Raw genomic sequence first — 15,204 nt, 5'->3', positions numbered from 1 at the left:
CGACCAATGAGCCACCCCACTTCCGGCCATGTCCACGATCATAAGCACGAGCACGAGCACGAGCACGAGCACGAGCACGAGCACGAGCACGAGACCAGCCCTGCGCCGTCGGGCCATTGCTGTTCTGGCAAGGCGGCCATTCCGTCGACCGTCCAGTTGGCACCCGGCGACAGCCAGGATGCCCGGCTGAGTCAGTTCCGCATCGAGGCGATGGACTGCCCCACCGAGCAGACGCTGATCCAGAACAAGCTGGCCAAGCTGATAGGCGTGCAGCAGCTGGATTTCAACCTGATCAATCGGGTGCTCGGCGTGCGCCATTCGCTGCCCGATACCCAGGCGATCGAGAGCGCCATCAAATCACTGGGCATGCACGCCGAACCCATCACCGGAGACGAACCTGCTACCAACGACCTGCCGGCGCCGCGCAAACCGTGGTGGCCGCTGGCGCTATCAGGCGTGACGGCAGTGGCGGCCGAAGTGGTCCACTTCACCCAGGCGGCGCCGACCTGGGTCGGGGCATTGCTGGCTCTGGTATCGATCGCCAGTTGTGGTCTGGGCACCTACAGCAAAGGCTGGATCGCACTCAAGAACGGCAACCTCAACATCAATGCGTTGATGAGCATTGCGGTGACCGGCGCGGTGCTGATCGGTCAATGGCCGGAAGCGGCGATGGTGATGTTCCTGTTCACCGTAGCCGAATTGATCGAGGCCAAATCCCTGGATCGGGCCCGCAATGCGATTGGCGGTCTGATGCGCCTCACGCCGGACACGGCCACCGTGCGCCAGGCTGATGGCCAATGGCTGGAACTGGACGTCAAGACCGTCGCCCTAGAGGCCATCGTGCGCGTGCGTCCAGGGGAACGCATCAGCCTGGATGGTGAAGTGGTTTCCGGTCAATCCAGCATCGATCAGGCGCCCATCACCGGTGAAAGCCTGCCGGTCGAGAAGGGTGTGGGCGACAAGGTGTTCGCCGGGACCATCAATCAGGCCGGCTCCTTGGAATACCGGGTTACGGCCGCCGCCGGCCAATCGACACTGGCGCGCATCATCCACGCGGTCGAGCAGGCCCAAGGGGCGCGCGCGCCTACCCAGCGCTTTGTGGATAACTTTTCGCGGGTCTACACGCCCGTGGTGTTTGCCTTGGCCCTGCTGATCGCGGTGGTGCCGCCGCTGGTGGGGTTGGGCGCGTGGTTCGACTGGATCTACCGCGCATTGGTGCTGCTGGTAGTCGCCTGTCCGTGTGCGCTGGTGATTTCCACGCCCGTCACGATCGTTAGTGCCTTGGCCGCTGCTGCGCGCAAAGGCATCTTGGTCAAGGGCGGCGTGTACCTGGAAGGTGGTCACAAGCTGGATTATCTGGCGCTGGACAAGACCGGAACGCTGACCCATGGCAAGCCAGTGCAGACCGACTACGCGCTGCTCGATTCCGCCTTCGAAGGCCGGGCACAGGCAATTGCCCAGGCTTTGGCGGGACGCTCGGACCATCCTGTGTCGCGAGCCATTGCTGCTGACGCCAATGGGGCGGCCCTGACCTTGGACAACTTCGAGGCCTTGCTTGGGCGAGGCATCAAGGGCCAGGTGGAGGAGCAGACCTATCACCTGGGCAACCATCGCCTGGTGGAAGAGCTGGGTCAGTGCTCCCCGGCGCTGGAAGCGCAACTCGATCAGCTGGAGCGTGAAGGTAAATCGGTCGTGGTGTTGCTGGGCCCGCAGGGGCCGGTGGCGCTGTTCGCGGTGGCCGATACGGTGAAGCAGACCAGCCGCGAGGCCATTGCCCAGTTGCATGCGTTGGGCATAAAGACCGTGATGCTGACCGGAGACAACCCGCATACCGCCAAGGCGATCGCAGCTCAAGTGGGCATCGATCAGGCGATTGGCGACCTGTTGCCTGCCGATAAGCTCAAAGCTGTGGAGCAGTTGTACGCTCAGGGTCACCGAGTCGGCATGGTTGGCGACGGGATCAATGACGCGCCAGCGCTGGCACGGGCGGAAATCGGTTTCGCCATGGCGGCCGCAGGTACCGATACCGCGATTGAAACGGCCGATGTCGCCTTGATGGACGATGATCTGCGCAAGATACCGGCGTTCATTCGGCTGTCGAGGCAGACCCGTTCGGTGCTGTTGCAGAACATCGTGCTGGCCCTGGCGATCAAGGCGGTGTTCCTCCTGATGACCGTGGCCGGCATGGCGACCCTGTGGATGGCGGTGTTTGCCGACATGGGTGTGAGCCTGCTGGTGGTGTTCAACGGGCTGCGGTTGCTGCGCAAGTAACCGCCTACCATGCTGCTCCTGCGGCATCGAATCCGTAGGAGCGGTCATCGGCCGCAAAAGGCTCACCGCGATGCATCTGAACACCGCGCTGTTGCTTTCGCGGTCACGAACCGCTCCTACGGGGTTGTCAGAGCTGCTGGGCCAGGGCTCCGATCTGTTCTTCACGCTCGCGCTGGGTCAGGTGCTTGTGGCCGTTGAGCGAGGACCATTGCGGGTAGGCTCGGGCCTTGTTCAGGGCTTCGGGCAGCTTGCCTTCGCGCCAGGTCTGCTCCTGTGGCGCCGCTACCTCGATAGTGCCCATGGCAGCATGGCCACGGACATCGAGCGCCTTCACCAGTTGCTGCTGACGCAAGGCCAGCAGCCGCAGCACGTTGTCGTCCACGGTCAGTTCGCGCTCGCCCTTGAATTTGCCCAACAGGCGCGCGCCATAGCCACGGGCGGTCTGCAGGGCGCCGCCGGCAATGGCGCCGGCGATGGCTGCCATGCCCAAGGTCAAGCCGCCCACCAGCAGATCGACGCCAGCGCCCGCCGCAGCGCCCGCCGCAATGCCGCCGCCGACCTTGACGCCCAACTGCTTGAGCGTATCGGGATTGAACAGATCGTCGCCCCAGCGCCCATCTGACAGTGGCAAGTCGCCGGCCGACGCATCCTGGCTGCGAAAGGCATACAGCTTGAGCAAGGCTTCCACGCAGCGCTGCTCACGCTTGCGTACCGCCTGGCGAAGTTCTTCGATGGCGCCTGCAGCCGCTTCGCTGGTCACACTGCGGCGACAGGCCGCGCAGTCGATCAACAGTTCGGCTATCAACCGCCGCGCGCTGCCCTGACGCGCCAGTCGTTGCGCCTGTTGATCCTCGATCAGTCGCTGCAACGCTGGGCGTGAATGTTCCAGCAGCAATGCCAGACTTTCATACAGCCGCCGCTCGCCATCCTCGGGCGGCGCCACGCTGTCGAAGCGCACCAGAGCGTGCAGACCGAGGCGGGCCAGTGCCTCGCGCCAATCTCCCTCGCGTTGCTGGCTGCTGCTGACGAAGTTGAGCACCGGCAGCAACGGTTTCCCGCAGCTGGCCAGCACTTCCAGTTCGTCGCGGTACTTGGCCAGCACCGGCTCGCGCGCGTCGATCACATACAGGCCGGCATCGCTGGCCAATAGCTGGCGCAGCACCTTGGCCTCTTGCTCGAACCGTTGGCGTGCCTCGCTGCCCTGCAGGAACCGCTCGACCCGCGCCGGACCGTCGAGCCGCTCGCCGGGGCGGTCCAGGCGTTCGAGGAAATCCAGCAAGGCGATGGCATCTTCCAGGCCAGGGGTGTCGTAGAGTTCCAGCAGGGCATCGCCATCGACTGAAAGGCGTGCGCCTTCCACATGACGCGTGGTGCTGGGCCGGTGCGACACTTCGCCGAAGCCTACGTCGCGGGTCAGCGTGCGCAGCAGGGAGGTCTTGCCGACATTGGTGTGACCGACCACGGCCAGGGTCAGGGGCTTACTCATCGCCGGTCTCCAGCCAGTGCAGCGGTGTCGATTCATCAATGGCCACGCTCAGTGCATCCAGGCCGGTCCGCCAATCGCCAAGTCGTTGCGGGTCGAGCACCTGGCCGGGCGGTGCGGGCAACAGCCACACCCGAGTGACCGTGGCGCAGCGGGCTAGCTCGGCGATCAGGCCGAGGCTGCCGCGATCGGGCGAGCGCCGCGGATCGCAAGCGATCACCAGCCGCGCGGGCGGGAAGCGGGTCATCTGTTCCAGCAGCCGCTGGCGCGACTCGCGGCTGTCGAGCACACCAGCGTCCTGAATGCCGGTGGCCAGGGCGGGCGGCCATGGGTGCTGGCCATCGAGCTCCAGACCTACCAGCACCGCGCCATCACTCGGCTCGCTGGCTGGCGCCGTCGTAACCTGGGGAAGGGCGTCGGGCGCTTCATCGCGCACACCAAGGCGCTCACTGCTGGGCATCAGCCGTTCACGCAACTGGCTGTAGCCCGGCAGGGTGGTATCCAGCGTCAGGCGTGCCCGGCCTTGGCGCCAGCGCCACTGGCAGAAGGCGGCCAGCAGCAGGCGCGGGCCGATTCCGTAGACCAGCAGCACGCCAACCAGCCAGCCGGCCCAGGCCTGGCGTGCCCCTTCGACGTTGGTCGCTTGATCGCCACTGGCGCGGATCATGTCGATGTCCGGTACGCTGAAACCCAGCAGCGCGGGCAGGGCGCCCAGGGTCTGGGTCAGGCTGATGAAGGTGTCCGCGCCAAGAATGGTGGTCTCCCAGACGAAGCCGTAGCGACGGGTGGCCAGCAGCAACAGCAGCACGGCCAGCGCACTGAGCAGGGCCAGCAGCCACAAGCCATGCACCAGCGTGCCCAGTGCCCAGCGGTTGAGCCGACGACGTTGCAGCAGCAGTATCAGCGCCGGCGCCAGGTGCACGGCCTGCGCATCACGCGCCAGTTTCTCGCTGAGCCACAACCACAGCCGCCCCAGTACCGCGCCGTGGCCACCGGCGGCGACCAGCCCCAGCAACCAGCTGAGCAACAGAATGAGATTGAGCCCCAGCAGGCTGCCCAGCGCCCAGAACACATTGACCGGCTGCTGGCCATCGCCCAGCGCCGCGAACGCCAATCCGGCCCCACTGAACACGGCCAGCACAGCCAGCAGCAGCATCGCCAGCCGTGCGCCCTGCAGCCAGTGGCGCAGGGCCTGGCGCTGGCCATCGCGGTCGGCCAGTATCAGGGCGCGATGTTCGATGCGTGCGGCGAGGTCGCCCCCCTGTTGCCGCGCTCGGCGGTTGGCTTCCAGGTCTTCCAGAGGGCCTGCTTGTTCTTCGCGCAGGCGGATGGCTTCACTGAGCCAGAGTGTGTGCAAGGGAGTGGGTGCGCTCACGCGTTTTTCCAAGCGGCGGATTCGCCATGAGCATAACCCAAGGAGGCTCTGCTATTCTGCCGGCCATGAAGACATCTCTCCCTTTAAGCCTGATCGCGGCACTCGCCGAGAACCGCGTGATCGGCATCGACAACAGCATGCCCTGGCACCTGCCGGGCGATTTCAAGTATTTCAAGGCCACCACCCTGGGCAAGCCGATCATCATGGGTCGCAAGACCTGGGATTCGCTGGGCCGACCACTGCCCGGCCGTCTGAACCTGGTGGTCAGCCGCCAGCCGGATCTCGACTTGCCGGGTGCGGAAGTGTTCGCTTCGCTGGACGCGGCCATCGAGCGGGCCGAAGCCTGGGCTCACGAGCAGGGCGCGGACGAGGTAATGCTCATCGGTGGTGCTCAGCTGTACGAGCTGGGCCTTGCTCAGGCGGACTGCCTGTACTTGACGCGAGTCGCCTTGCAGCCGGAAGGAGACGCCTGGTTTCCCGAGTTCGACGAGACCCAATGGCAAAAGGTGTCGAGCGTGGCGAACGAAGCGGTCGATGACAAACCGGCCTACGCGTTCGAGGTGTGGGAACGCAGATGATCAGCTTGCCTGTTCGCGCTGCCTTTACGAGAAGGCACTCGCGAACAGGCAATACCGGTTAGGCCGAGGCCAGTTCCTTGTGCTCATCGGCCGCCAGCAGCGCCTTGTCGGTCTGACCCATCACCTGGCTGGTGATGGTGCCCGCCGCCATCGAGCCGCTCACGTTCAGGGCGGTGCGGCCCATGTCGATCAACGGTTCGACTGAAATCAACAGCGCCACCAGGGTGACCGGCAAGCCCATGGCCGGCAGCACGATCAACGCTGCGAACGTCGCGCCGCCGCCGACCCCGGCCACACCGGCCGAACTCAGGGTGACGATGCCCACCAACGTGGCGATCCACAGCGGATCCAGTGGATTGATCCCAACCGTGGGCGCGACCATCACCGCCAGCATGGCCGGATAAAGACCGGCGCAACCGTTCTGGCCGATCGTCGCGCCGAACGATGCCGCGAAGCTGGCAATCGCTTGAGGCACGCCCAGACGCCGGGTCTGCGCTTCGATGCTCAGTGGAATGGTCGCCGCGCTGGAGCGGCTGGTGAAGGCGAAGGTCAGCACCGGCCAGACCTTGCGGAAGAAGCGCAGCGGGTTGACCCCGGCCAGGCTCAGCAGCAGCCCGTGCACCGCGAACATCAGCGCCAGGCCGATGTACGACACCACCACGAAACTGCCCAGCTTGACGATGTCCTGCACGTTGGAACTGGCGACCACCTTGGCCATCAGCGCCAACACGCCGTAGGGCGTCAGCTTCATCACCAGACGCACCAGACGCATCACCCAGGCTTGCAGCACGTCGATCGCAGCGAGCACTTTTGTGCCCTTGTCCGTATCGTCCTTGAGCAGTTGCAACGCCGCCATCCCCAGAAACGCAGCGAAGATCACCACGCTGATGATCGAGGTGGGCTTGGCGCGCGCCAGGTCGGCGAAGGGGTTCTGCGGAATGAACGACAGCAACAGTTGCGGCACGTTGAGGTCGGCGACCTTGCCCGCATAATCGCTCTGGATCGTCGCCAGGCGCGCAGCTTCCTGAGTCCCGGCCACCAGGCCTTCGGCGGTCAGGCCGAACAGGTTGGTCAGGCCGATGCCGATCAGCGCGGCGATGGCGGTGGTGAACAGCAGCGTGCCGATGGTCAGGAAGCTGATCTTGCCCAGTGAAGACGCGTTGTGCAGGCGCGCCACGGCGCTGAGGATTGACGCGAAGATCAGCGGCATGACGATCATCTGCAGCAACTGCACATAGCCGTTGCCGACCAGTTCCAGCCAGCCGATGGTGCTCTTGAGCACGGGGTGCCCGGCGCCGTAGACGGTGTGCAGGCCGATACCGAACAGCACGCCCAGGCCGAGGCCCAGCAGGACCTTCTTGGCCAGGCTCCAATCGGTGCGACGGGTTTGTGCCAGACCCAGCAGCAGCGCTGCGAAGATCAGCAGATTCAACAACAGGGGCAGGTTCATGTCAGCTCCGGAAAATGAAGGACCGCACCTCTGCGGGCGCTGGTCAATCGCGGATGCTAACACCTTGAATCGAAAGGCGATTAATACCGGAATGGAAGATGCTTAGGTGTTTTTGGAATAAGCGTCAGGCGCGTTTCCAAGGCTTGGAGTGGATCTTCACGCTGGCGCTGTGAAGACCCACTCAGGACCATGAAACGACGCGGGCTTACAGCCCGTCGAGCATCGCCTTGTTGCGCACGGCACCTTTGTCGGCACTGGTGGCCAGCAGGGCGTAGGCCTGGAGCGCGGTGGTCACCTTGCGTGGACGCACCTCGACCGGCTTCCAGCCCTTCTTGTCCTGCTCGGCGCGACGGGCTGCCAACTCGGCATCGTCCACCAGCAGGTTGATCGAGCGATTGGGGATGTCGATCAGCACCTTGTCGCCGTCCTGCACCAGACCAATGGCGCCACCGGCGGCTGCCTCAGGCGACGCATGGCCGATGGAAAGGCCCGAAGTGCCGCCCGAGAAACGGCCGTCGGTCAGCAATGCGCAGGCTTTGCCCAGACCTTTGGATTTGAGGTAGGAGGTGGGATACAGCATCTCCTGCATGCCCGGGCCACCTTTAGGGCCCTCATAGCGAATGATCACGATGTCACCGGCCTTCACTTCGTCGGCAAGGATGCCGCGCACCGCGCTGTCCTGGCTTTCGAAGATCTTGGCATTGCCTTCGAACACATGGATCGACTCATCCACACCGGCGGTTTTCACCACGCAACCGTCCAGCGCGATGTTGCCGTAGAGCACGGCCAGGCCGCCCTCCTGGGAGTAGGCATGTTCGAAGCTGCGGATGCAGCCGTTCTCGCGGTCGTCGTCCAGAGTGTCCCAGCGTGTCGACTGGCTGAACGCGGTTTGTGTCGGAATGCCCGCCGGGCCCGCCTTGAAGAAGTGATGCACCGCTTCGTCGGTGGTCTGGGTGATGTCCCACTTGGCGATGGCTTCGGCCATGCTGCGGCTGTGCACGGTCGGCAGATCGGTGTGCAGCAGGCCGCCACGGGCCAGCGAACCGAGGATGCTGAAGATGCCACCGGCACGGTGCACGTCTTCCATGTGGTATTTCTGGATGTTCGGCGCCACCTTGCACAGCTGCGGCACGCTGCGCGACAGACGATCGATGTCACGCAGGTCGAAGTCGATCTCGGCTTCCTGGGCTGCGGCCAGCAAGTGCAGGATGGTGTTGGTCGAACCGCCCATGGCGATGTCCAGCATCATGGCGTTTTCGAACGCCTTGAAGTTGGCGATGTTGCGCGGCAGGACCGATTCGTCGTTCTCGCCGTAGTAGCGTTTGCACAACTCGACGATGGTACGGCCGGCCTGCAGGAACAACTGCTCGCGGTCGCTGTGGGTCGCCAGCGTGGAACCGTTGCCCGGCAAGGCCAGGCCCAGGGCTTCGGTCAGGCAGTTCATCGAGTTGGCGGTGAACATGCCCGAACACGAACCACAGGTAGGGCAGGCGCTGCGCTCGTACTCGGCGACCTTTTCATCGGAAGCGGTAGCGTCGGCGGCGATCACCATGGCGTCGACCAGGTCCAGGCCGTGGCTGGCCAGTTTGGTCTTGCCGGCTTCCATCGGCCCGCCGGAAACGAAGATCACCGGCACGTTCAGGCGCAAGGCGGCCATCAGCATGCCCGGGGTGATCTTGTCGCAGTTGGAGATGCACACGATGGCGTCGGCGCAGTGGGCGTTGACCATGTACTCGACCGAGTCGGCGATGATCTCGCGGCTGGGCAGGGAATACAGCATCCCGTCGTGGCCCATGGCGATGCCGTCGTCCACCGCAATCGTGTTGAATTCCTTGGCCACGCCACCCGCGCGCTCGATCTCGCGTGCAACCAGCTGACCCAGGTCCTTGAGGTGCACATGGCCCGGTACGAACTGGGTGAACGAGTTGGCGATGGCGATGATCGGCTTCTTGAAATCGTCATCCTTCATGCCAGTGGCACGCCACAGCGCGCGGGCACCGGCCATGTTGCGGCCGTGGGTGGATGTTTTCGAGCGATAGTCAGGCATGGAACGACTCCGGGCGGCTAATCGGGTTTCAGTGAGGGAGTGAGCTTTTCCTGGTCCGCGGCACGCTCGGTCGGTGTGTTGCCGTGCTTGCGGATGAGGCCGGTAACGCTGCGGGATCGCCACGCGTTCGGCCGAGCTCATAAACCCGCCGGGGGATGATTGGCGAAGAGTAGGGCGATTCTACACCCATGGGGGAAGGATGGAACGTGGGGCAGGGCAAGTAATCGCCAGTGATGCCTGACGCGGCTCGCGCCGCTGCTACACAGCCCCTGTAGCAGCGGCGCGAGCCGCGTCAAAAGCGCCGCTGCATCAGCTGTTGGGCAACAACCGGCACGTAATGCTCTTGATGTACCGCGTTTCCGGAATCGCTGGATGCACCGGATGGTCCGGACCTTGGCCGCCGCGTTCCAGCAGCTGGATGTTGCGGTCCAGGTGGCGAGCGCTGGTCAGCAGGATGTTCTGCAGGTCGTCCTCGGGCAGGTGCATGGAGCACGAAGCGCTGACCAGGATGCCGTCCTTGCTGAGCAGGCGCATGGCTTGCTCGTTGAGGCGGCGGTAGGCGCCTTCGCCGTTCTTCAGGTCCTTCTTGCGCTTGATGAACGCGGGCGGGTCGGCGACGATCACGTCGAAGCGTTCTTCGGCGGCCTTCAGCTCTTTCAAGGCTTCGAACACATCGCCTTCCACACAGGTGACTTTCTCGGCGAAGCCATTGAGCGCGGCATTGCGCTCGACGCCATCGAGGGCGAAGCCCGAAGCGTCGACGCAGAACACTTCGCTGGCGCCGAATGCGCCGGCCTGCACGCCCCAGCCGCCGATGTAGCTGAACAGGTCAAGCACACGCTTGCCCTTGACGTACGGCGCCAGGCGCGCGCGGTTCATGCGGTGGTCGTAGAACCAGCCGGTCTTCTGGCCTTCCATCACGGGGGCTTCGAACTTCACGCCGTTCTCTTCCAGGGCGACCCACTCCGGCACCACGCCGAACGCGCTTTCCACGTAGCGCTCCAGGCCTTCGGCATCGCGGGCGGCGGAATCGTTCTTGAACAGGATGCCGCTGGGCTTGATCACCTGGATCAGCGCGGCCATGACATCGGCCTTGTAGCGTTCCATGGTGGCCGAAGCGAGCTGCACCACCAGAATGTCGCCGAAGCGATCCACGACCAGGCCCGGCAGCAGGTCGGAATCACCGTACACCAGGCGATAGAACGGCTTGTCGAACAGCCGCTCGCGCAACGACAGGCAGACGTTGAGGCGATGCACCAGCAACGACTTGTCCAGGCTCAGCTTGACGTCGCGCGACAGCAGGCGGGCGCAGATCAGGTTGTTCGGGCTCAATGCGACGATGCCCAGAGGCTTGCCGCCCGCCGCTTCGAGAATGGCCTGGTCGCCCGCCTGGAAACCGTTCAGCGGGGTCGCGGCCACGTCGATCTCGTTGCTGTAGACCCACAGGTGGCCGGCGCGCAGGCGGCGGTCGGCGTTGGCTTTGAGGCGAAGGCTGGGCAGGGACATGAAGTCGCTCCGGGTAAAAAAGAGCGGGAGTATACCCCTTTGGTCCCGGCCTCGAATGGAGGATTCGACAAATGACCCGCCGCGCACGGTGGGCGCTTGGGGCCGCAGCGGTTAGAATCCGCGCTGTCCGAGGCGTCGAGCCTGGGGCATGCTTGCCTATCGATCCGCGTTTCCCGTCAGGAGCCCCATGCCTGAATTACCCGAAGTAGAAACCACCCGTCGGGGCATCGCCCCGCACCTGGAAGGGCAGCGTGTGAGCCGCGTCATCGTGCGCGATCGACGCCTGCGCTGGCCGATTCCCGAAGACCTGGATGCGCGCCTGTCCGGGCAGCGGATCGTGGCGGTCGAGCGGCGGGCCAAGTACCTGCTGATCAACGCCGAAGTGGGTACCTTGATCAGCCATTTGGGGATGTCGGGCAATCTGCGCCTGGTCGAAGCCGGCTTGCCGGCGCTCAAGCACGAGCACGTCGATATCGAGCTGGAGTCGGGCATGGCCTTGCGCTATACCGATCCTCGGCGTTTCGGCGCCATGCTCTGGAGCCAGGATCCGCTCAACCACGAACTGCTCCTGCGCCTGGGCCCCGAGCCGTTGACCGAGCTGTTCGACGGCGAAAGGCTGTTCCAGCTGTCGCGTGGGCGCAGCATGGCGGTCAAGCCGTTCATCATGGACAACGCCGTGGTGGTGGGTGTGGGCAATATCTACGCGACCGAAGCGCTGTTCGCCGCCGGTATCGATCCGCGCCGCGCGGCAGGGGGCATATCCCGTGCCCGCTACCTGCGTCTGGCGGTCGAGATCAAGCGCATCCTGACCTATGCGATCGAGCGCGGCGGTACCACGTTGCGTGATTTCATCGGCGGGGATGGCCAGCCGGGCTACTTTCAGCAGGAGTTGTTCGTCTATGGTCGCGGTGGGCAGCTGTGCAAGGTCTGCGGCACCACCCTGCGCGAGGTCAAGTTGGGCCAGCGTGCCAGCGTGTATTGCCCGCGTTGCCAGAAATGACTGTGCTGCACGGACGGTGTCGAGAGGGGGAGGGACGGCCAAGCCTTCGACTCTTCAGGAAGTGGCTCGCGCCTGTCCTGCACAATCCCGAGCAACTGATATAGTTACCGCATCGCAAATCGCAGTCGCCCACGTGAGCAGAAGGATTGTGCCATGAACCTGTTTCGAACCCTGTCGCTGACGCTGATCGTCAGTTTCGGCCTGCACGCCGTGCCGGCCATTGCTGCCGACTCGAGCATGAGCGCAAGCAGCGGTGACCCGACCTACCAGATCCAGAATCCGCCGGCCTACGCCATGATCGGCGATCTGCTGATTGCGCGGCCGTTGCTGATCGCCGCGACTATTGTGGGTGCCGGATTGTTCGTCGTTGCGTTGCCGTTCACCGCCACGGGTGGAGGTATTGGCGCAACGGGCAAGGCGTTGGTGGTCGATCCGGGCAAGGCGGCGTTCGTTCGCTGCCTGGGCTGCACGCGAACCGGCTACAACAACCGTGACTGAGGTACGAGCCGCAGCCGCTGTGGTCGATCAGTGCTTGCCGGTGATCTGCCGGTACTTGGCCATCAGTTGTTCCTGGGATTCAGGATGCGCTTCGTCCAGTGGAATGCAATCCACCGGGCAGACCTGCTGACACTGGGGCTCGTCGTAATGCCCTACGCACTGGGTACACAGGTTGGGATCGATCACGTAGATCTCTTCCCCCTGGGAAATGGCAGCGTTCGGGCACTCGGGTTCGCAGACGTCGCAATTGATGCAATCGTCGGTGATGATCAGGGACATGAAAACTCCGGCCCGAGACTACGGCCCAGGCATGTGAAAACCAATGGCCGCAATTGTGCCGCATTAGCGCCCGCAGTGCACGCGGGCGCAGCACCGGATGCCTACTTCTTGCTGAAGCGCTGGGTCAAGGCCTCGGCCACGGCCGGGTGAACGAACTTGGTGATGTCGCCGCCCAGCGCGGCGATTTCCCGCACCAGCGTCGACGAAATGAAGGAATAACGTTCCGAAGGCGTGAGAAACAGGCTCTCCACGTCCGGCGCCAATTGCCGGTTCATGTTGGCCAGCTGGAACTCGTATTCGAAATCGGACACCGCGCGCAGGCCACGCAGCAGCACGTTGGCGTTCTGTTCCTTGGCGAAGTGCGCGAGCAGGGTCGAGAAACCGACGACTTCGACGTTCGGCAAGTGCCGTGTCACTTCGCGCGCCAACTCCACGCGTTGTTCGAGGGCGAACAGCGGATTCTTCTTGGGGCTCGCGGCGACCGCGATGATCACGTGATCGAACAGGCGCGAAGCGCGTTCGACCAGATCACCGTGACCCTTGGTGATCGGGTCGAAGGTACCTGGGTACAACACTCGGTTCATCACGGCGTCCTGGCGGGAATCGGTTGGGGAGTGCGATGGTATCGCAGCCGGAGAGGTCGGCCAAGCCTGCATCGCGGGCGCAATGCAAGGGTGATCGCCTGTGCCACGCTGTCGCGGTGCACGCGCGTCCGCGGTAGGATGGCGGACAGGCCGGGTGCGCTGCGTGCGCGGACGTGCCGACTGCTACAGTGATTCATGCCGCGATGGCTGCTGTCCGAGCTGCTCCGGCGGCGGGCAGGTCCATCATTCATTCACCGCTGGAGTCCTTCATGCCCCTCGCGCAACTGATCAGCCCGCAAGCACTCGCCGAACACCTCGATTCCCCCGAATGGGTCCTGCTGGACTGCCGCTACAGCCTGGAAGACGCCGACTATGGCCAGCGCAGCTATGCCGAAGGCCATATCGCCGGTGCCCGTTTCGCCGACCTGGGCCGCGACCTCAGTGCGCCGGTGATCAAGGGCGTGACCGGGCGTCATCCGTTGCCCGAACCTGCGCAATTGCAGGAACGGTTGCAGCGCTGGGGCATCGATGCAGACAGCAAAGTCGTCGTCTATGACGACGGGCCCGGCGCCTATGCGGCGCGGGCGTGGTGGCTGCTGGCCTGGCTGGGCAAGCGCGATGGCGTCTTTCTGCTCGATGGTGGGCTGGCCGCCTGGCACGCCGCCGGGCTGCCCTTGAGCCTGGATGCTGCGCCCACCGAGCCCGGCAATTTTGTCGGCACACCGGATGCCGCGCGGGTGGTCGATGCGACCGATCTGCAGGCACGCCTGGAAGATCCACAGTTGACCTTGCTGGATGCACGCGCGTTACCCAGATTCCTGGGCGAGGTGGAGCCCATCGATCCTGTCGCCGGGCATATCCCCGGTGCGCAGTGTGCGGCCTTCACCGAAAACCTGGGCCCTGATGGGCGCTTCCTGCCGGCAGCGCAATTGCGTGAGCGCTTCGCCGCCCAATTGCAGGGCCGGACCGCGGAACAGGCGGTGGCTTATTGCGGTTCCGGCGTCACCGCCTGCCATAACCTGTTCGCCATGGCCCTGGCCGGTTACCCGTTGGCGACACTGTATGCAGGCTCCTGGAGCGACTGGATCACCGATCCGCAGCGACCTGTGCAGAAGGGCTCATGAAATCGATCCACTGACTCAGCCATTGCGGTATGCGCCGTTCCAGGTAATAGCCAGGTTGGCGCAAGCTGCCATCGACGAAACCGACATGGCCGCCCCGTGCATGCAGTTCGAATTCTATGCACGGCGACATCTCGTCGGCGGTCGGCAGGCTGTGGGGGAACACGAACGGATCGTCCTGCGCCTGAATGATCAACGTGGGTTTTGCAATGCCGCCCAGGTAGTACCGACTCGAAGAGCGTCGATAGTAGTCCTGCGCGTCCTTGAAACCGTGCAGCGGCGCCGTGACCTGGCCATCGAAGTCCCAGAAGGTCTTGATTCCCTGCAGTGCCCCAAGAGCCTCCAGCGCCGCCAGCCCGTCGTGATGCCCTTCCTGCTGGAAGCGACTGCGCTTGTCGGTCAGGTAGGCGAGCATGGCGCGCATGAAATGGGCCTGGTACACCCGGGAAAAGCCTTGGGTCATGCGGTCGGCGCACTGGTCCAGGCGAAACGGCACAGAGACCGCCACGGCGGCCTGCAACGGGCTGTTCGGCCCGCTTTCGCCCAGGTGCTTGAGCAGAATGTTGCCGCCCAGTGAGTAGCCCACGGCGAACAGCGGCGCCTGGGGCCTCTGTGCGCCCAGGTGGTCGAGTACGTGCTGGAGGTCTTCGCTGGCGCCCGAATGGTAGCTTTGCGCGAGCAGGTTGGGCTCGCCGGAGCAGCCGCGCCAGTTGACCGCCACGCTTGCACACCCGTACTCGCCCAATTGCCTTTGCAGGCCGGCGACGTAGGGCGAGTTGGATGATCCGGTCAGCCCGTGCAGTACCACCACCAACGGGGCGTGGGGTGTGTGGGGGCCGTGCCAGTCGAGGTCGACGAAATCACCGTCCGCCAGCCACAGACGCTCGCGCTCGCGCGGCAACGCTGGCTGCTTGCGCCACAAGGGGCCCCACAACGTCTGCAGGTGTGGGTTGCCCAGCCCGAGGGCTGGGCGAAAGCGAGGATGCGCTGCGTTCAACATGAATGCCCTGAC

The 15,204-nt window shown here is 64.5% G+C and carries 13 protein-coding genes; 5 read left to right on the top strand and 8 right to left on the bottom strand.

Going from position 1 to position 15,204, the window contains the following annotated elements; translation table 11 throughout:
• Positions 1-6: 6 nt before the first annotated feature.
• Positions 7-2,271 (top strand): heavy metal translocating P-type ATPase, encoded by a 2,265-nt coding sequence (locus ABMD26_RS10200; protein WP_354309342.1) that lies wholly within the window; start codon positions 7-9, stop codon positions 2,269-2,271.
• 127 nt (positions 2,272-2,398) lie between these two features.
• Here the strand turns inward: ABMD26_RS10200 and ABMD26_RS10195 are convergent, their stop codons facing one another.
• Positions 2,399-3,757 carry a DUF3482 domain-containing protein gene (locus tag ABMD26_RS10195; protein WP_354309340.1) on the bottom strand — a complete coding sequence of 453 codons (1,359 nt, stop codon included), beginning with the start codon at positions 3,755-3,757 and terminating at the stop codon, positions 2,399-2,401.
• Entirely contained in the window at positions 3,750-5,129 is a 1,380-nt protein-coding gene (locus tag ABMD26_RS10190) for a DUF2868 domain-containing protein (protein ID WP_354309338.1), read from the bottom strand. The genes ABMD26_RS10195 and ABMD26_RS10190 overlap by 8 nt, the downstream gene beginning before the upstream one ends.
• Positions 5,130-5,194: 65 nt before the next feature.
• Here ABMD26_RS10190 and ABMD26_RS10185 point away from each other — a divergent pair, with 65 nt between their 5' ends.
• The gene (locus tag ABMD26_RS10185; RefSeq protein ID WP_320522883.1) at positions 5,195-5,707 is read left to right on the top strand and encodes a dihydrofolate reductase; all 513 of its coding nucleotides are present in this window, start codon (positions 5,195-5,197) and stop codon (positions 5,705-5,707) included.
• A gap of 58 nt (positions 5,708-5,765) precedes the next feature.
• On the opposite strand, the gene ABMD26_RS10180 is transcribed toward ABMD26_RS10185, so the two are convergent.
• The 3 genes from ABMD26_RS10180 to ABMD26_RS10170 all read right to left on the bottom strand — a co-directional run bounded on the left by ABMD26_RS10180 (position 5,766) and on the right by ABMD26_RS10170 (position 10,710).
• Positions 5,766-7,157: an L-cystine transporter gene (locus tag ABMD26_RS10180; RefSeq protein WP_134722853.1), complete on the bottom strand. Its 1,392-nt coding sequence runs from the start codon at positions 7,155-7,157 to the stop codon at positions 5,766-5,768.
• Between the two features lie 205 nt (positions 7,158-7,362).
• Entirely contained in the window at positions 7,363-9,204 is a 1,842-nt protein-coding gene (ilvD, locus tag ABMD26_RS10175) for a dihydroxy-acid dehydratase (protein WP_354309335.1), read from the bottom strand.
• Between the two features lie 309 nt (positions 9,205-9,513).
• Positions 9,514-10,710, bottom strand: a complete 1,197-nt coding sequence (locus tag ABMD26_RS10170; RefSeq protein ID WP_049861675.1) for a class I SAM-dependent rRNA methyltransferase — start codon at positions 10,708-10,710, stop codon at positions 9,514-9,516.
• A 187-nt stretch (positions 10,711-10,897) separates the two neighbouring features.
• Between ABMD26_RS10170 and mutM the strand changes: the two genes are divergently transcribed.
• On the top strand, positions 10,898-11,710 hold the full coding sequence (gene mutM, locus ABMD26_RS10165; protein ID WP_049861676.1) for a bifunctional DNA-formamidopyrimidine glycosylase/DNA-(apurinic or apyrimidinic site) lyase: 813 nt from the start codon (positions 10,898-10,900) through the stop codon (positions 11,708-11,710).
• A 153-nt stretch (positions 11,711-11,863) separates the two neighbouring features.
• Positions 11,864-12,208 (top strand): multidrug transporter, encoded by a 345-nt coding sequence (locus tag ABMD26_RS10160; RefSeq protein ID WP_122743915.1) that lies wholly within the window; start codon positions 11,864-11,866, stop codon positions 12,206-12,208.
• Positions 12,209-12,235: 27 nt separating this feature from the next.
• Here ABMD26_RS10160 and ABMD26_RS10155 read toward each other — a convergent pair whose 3' ends face one another.
• Positions 12,236-12,487, bottom strand: coding sequence for a YfhL family 4Fe-4S dicluster ferredoxin (locus ABMD26_RS10155; RefSeq protein WP_049861678.1), 252 nt, complete (start codon positions 12,485-12,487; stop codon positions 12,236-12,238).
• Between the two features lie 101 nt (positions 12,488-12,588).
• Positions 12,589-13,071: a pantetheine-phosphate adenylyltransferase gene (gene coaD, locus ABMD26_RS10150; protein ID WP_049861679.1), complete on the bottom strand. Its 483-nt coding sequence runs from the start codon at positions 13,069-13,071 to the stop codon at positions 12,589-12,591.
• Positions 13,072-13,340: 269 nt separating this feature from the next.
• Between coaD and ABMD26_RS10145 the strand changes: the two genes are divergently transcribed.
• Positions 13,341-14,195, top strand: coding sequence for a sulfurtransferase (locus ABMD26_RS10145; RefSeq protein WP_354309331.1), 855 nt, complete (start codon positions 13,341-13,343; stop codon positions 14,193-14,195).
• Here the strand turns inward: ABMD26_RS10145 and ABMD26_RS10140 are convergent.
• Positions 14,158-15,192, bottom strand: coding sequence for a hydrolase (locus ABMD26_RS10140; protein WP_354309329.1), 1,035 nt, complete (start codon positions 15,190-15,192; stop codon positions 14,158-14,160). The genes ABMD26_RS10145 and ABMD26_RS10140 overlap by 38 nt on opposite strands.
• Positions 15,193-15,204 lie beyond the last annotated feature (12 nt).

Origin of the sequence: Pseudomonas sp. PvP001, from assembly GCF_040546375.1 — a bacterium.
Taxonomy (GTDB): domain Bacteria; phylum Pseudomonadota; class Gammaproteobacteria; order Pseudomonadales; family Pseudomonadaceae; genus Aquipseudomonas; species Aquipseudomonas coleopterorum.
The sequence above is the reverse complement of the archived record's forward strand: the minus strand, read 5'-3'. Positions and strand labels throughout refer to the sequence as shown.

Bases quoted from the DNA above. Each gene is read 5' to 3' on its own strand.
- ABMD26_RS10200 (WP_354309342.1), top strand. From the start codon at position 7: ATGAGCCACCCCACTTCCGGCCATGTCCACGATCATAAGCACGAGCAC.
- ABMD26_RS10195 (WP_354309340.1), bottom strand. From the start codon at position 3,757: ATGAGTAAGCCCCTGACCCTGGCCGTGGTCGGTCACACCAATGTCGGC.
- ABMD26_RS10185 (WP_320522883.1), top strand. From the start codon at position 5,195: ATGAAGACATCTCTCCCTTTAAGCCTGATCGCGGCACTCGCCGAGAAC.
- ABMD26_RS10180 (WP_134722853.1), bottom strand. From the start codon at position 7,157: ATGAACCTGCCCCTGTTGTTGAATCTGCTGATCTTCGCAGCGCTGCTG.
- ilvD (WP_354309335.1), bottom strand. From the start codon at position 9,204: ATGCCTGACTATCGCTCGAAAACATCCACCCACGGCCGCAACATGGCC.
- ABMD26_RS10170 (WP_049861675.1), bottom strand. From the start codon at position 10,710: ATGTCCCTGCCCAGCCTTCGCCTCAAAGCCAACGCCGACCGCCGCCTG.
- mutM (WP_049861676.1), top strand. From the start codon at position 10,898: ATGCCTGAATTACCCGAAGTAGAAACCACCCGTCGGGGCATCGCCCCG.
- ABMD26_RS10160 (WP_122743915.1), top strand. From the start codon at position 11,864: ATGAACCTGTTTCGAACCCTGTCGCTGACGCTGATCGTCAGTTTCGGC.
- ABMD26_RS10155 (WP_049861678.1), bottom strand. From the start codon at position 12,487: ATGTCCCTGATCATCACCGACGATTGCATCAATTGCGACGTCTGCGAA.
- coaD (WP_049861679.1), bottom strand. From the start codon at position 13,071: ATGAACCGAGTGTTGTACCCAGGTACCTTCGACCCGATCACCAAGGGT.
- ABMD26_RS10145 (WP_354309331.1), top strand. From the start codon at position 13,341: ATGCCCCTCGCGCAACTGATCAGCCCGCAAGCACTCGCCGAACACCTC.
- ABMD26_RS10140 (WP_354309329.1), bottom strand. From the start codon at position 15,192: ATGTTGAACGCAGCGCATCCTCGCTTTCGCCCAGCCCTCGGGCTGGGC.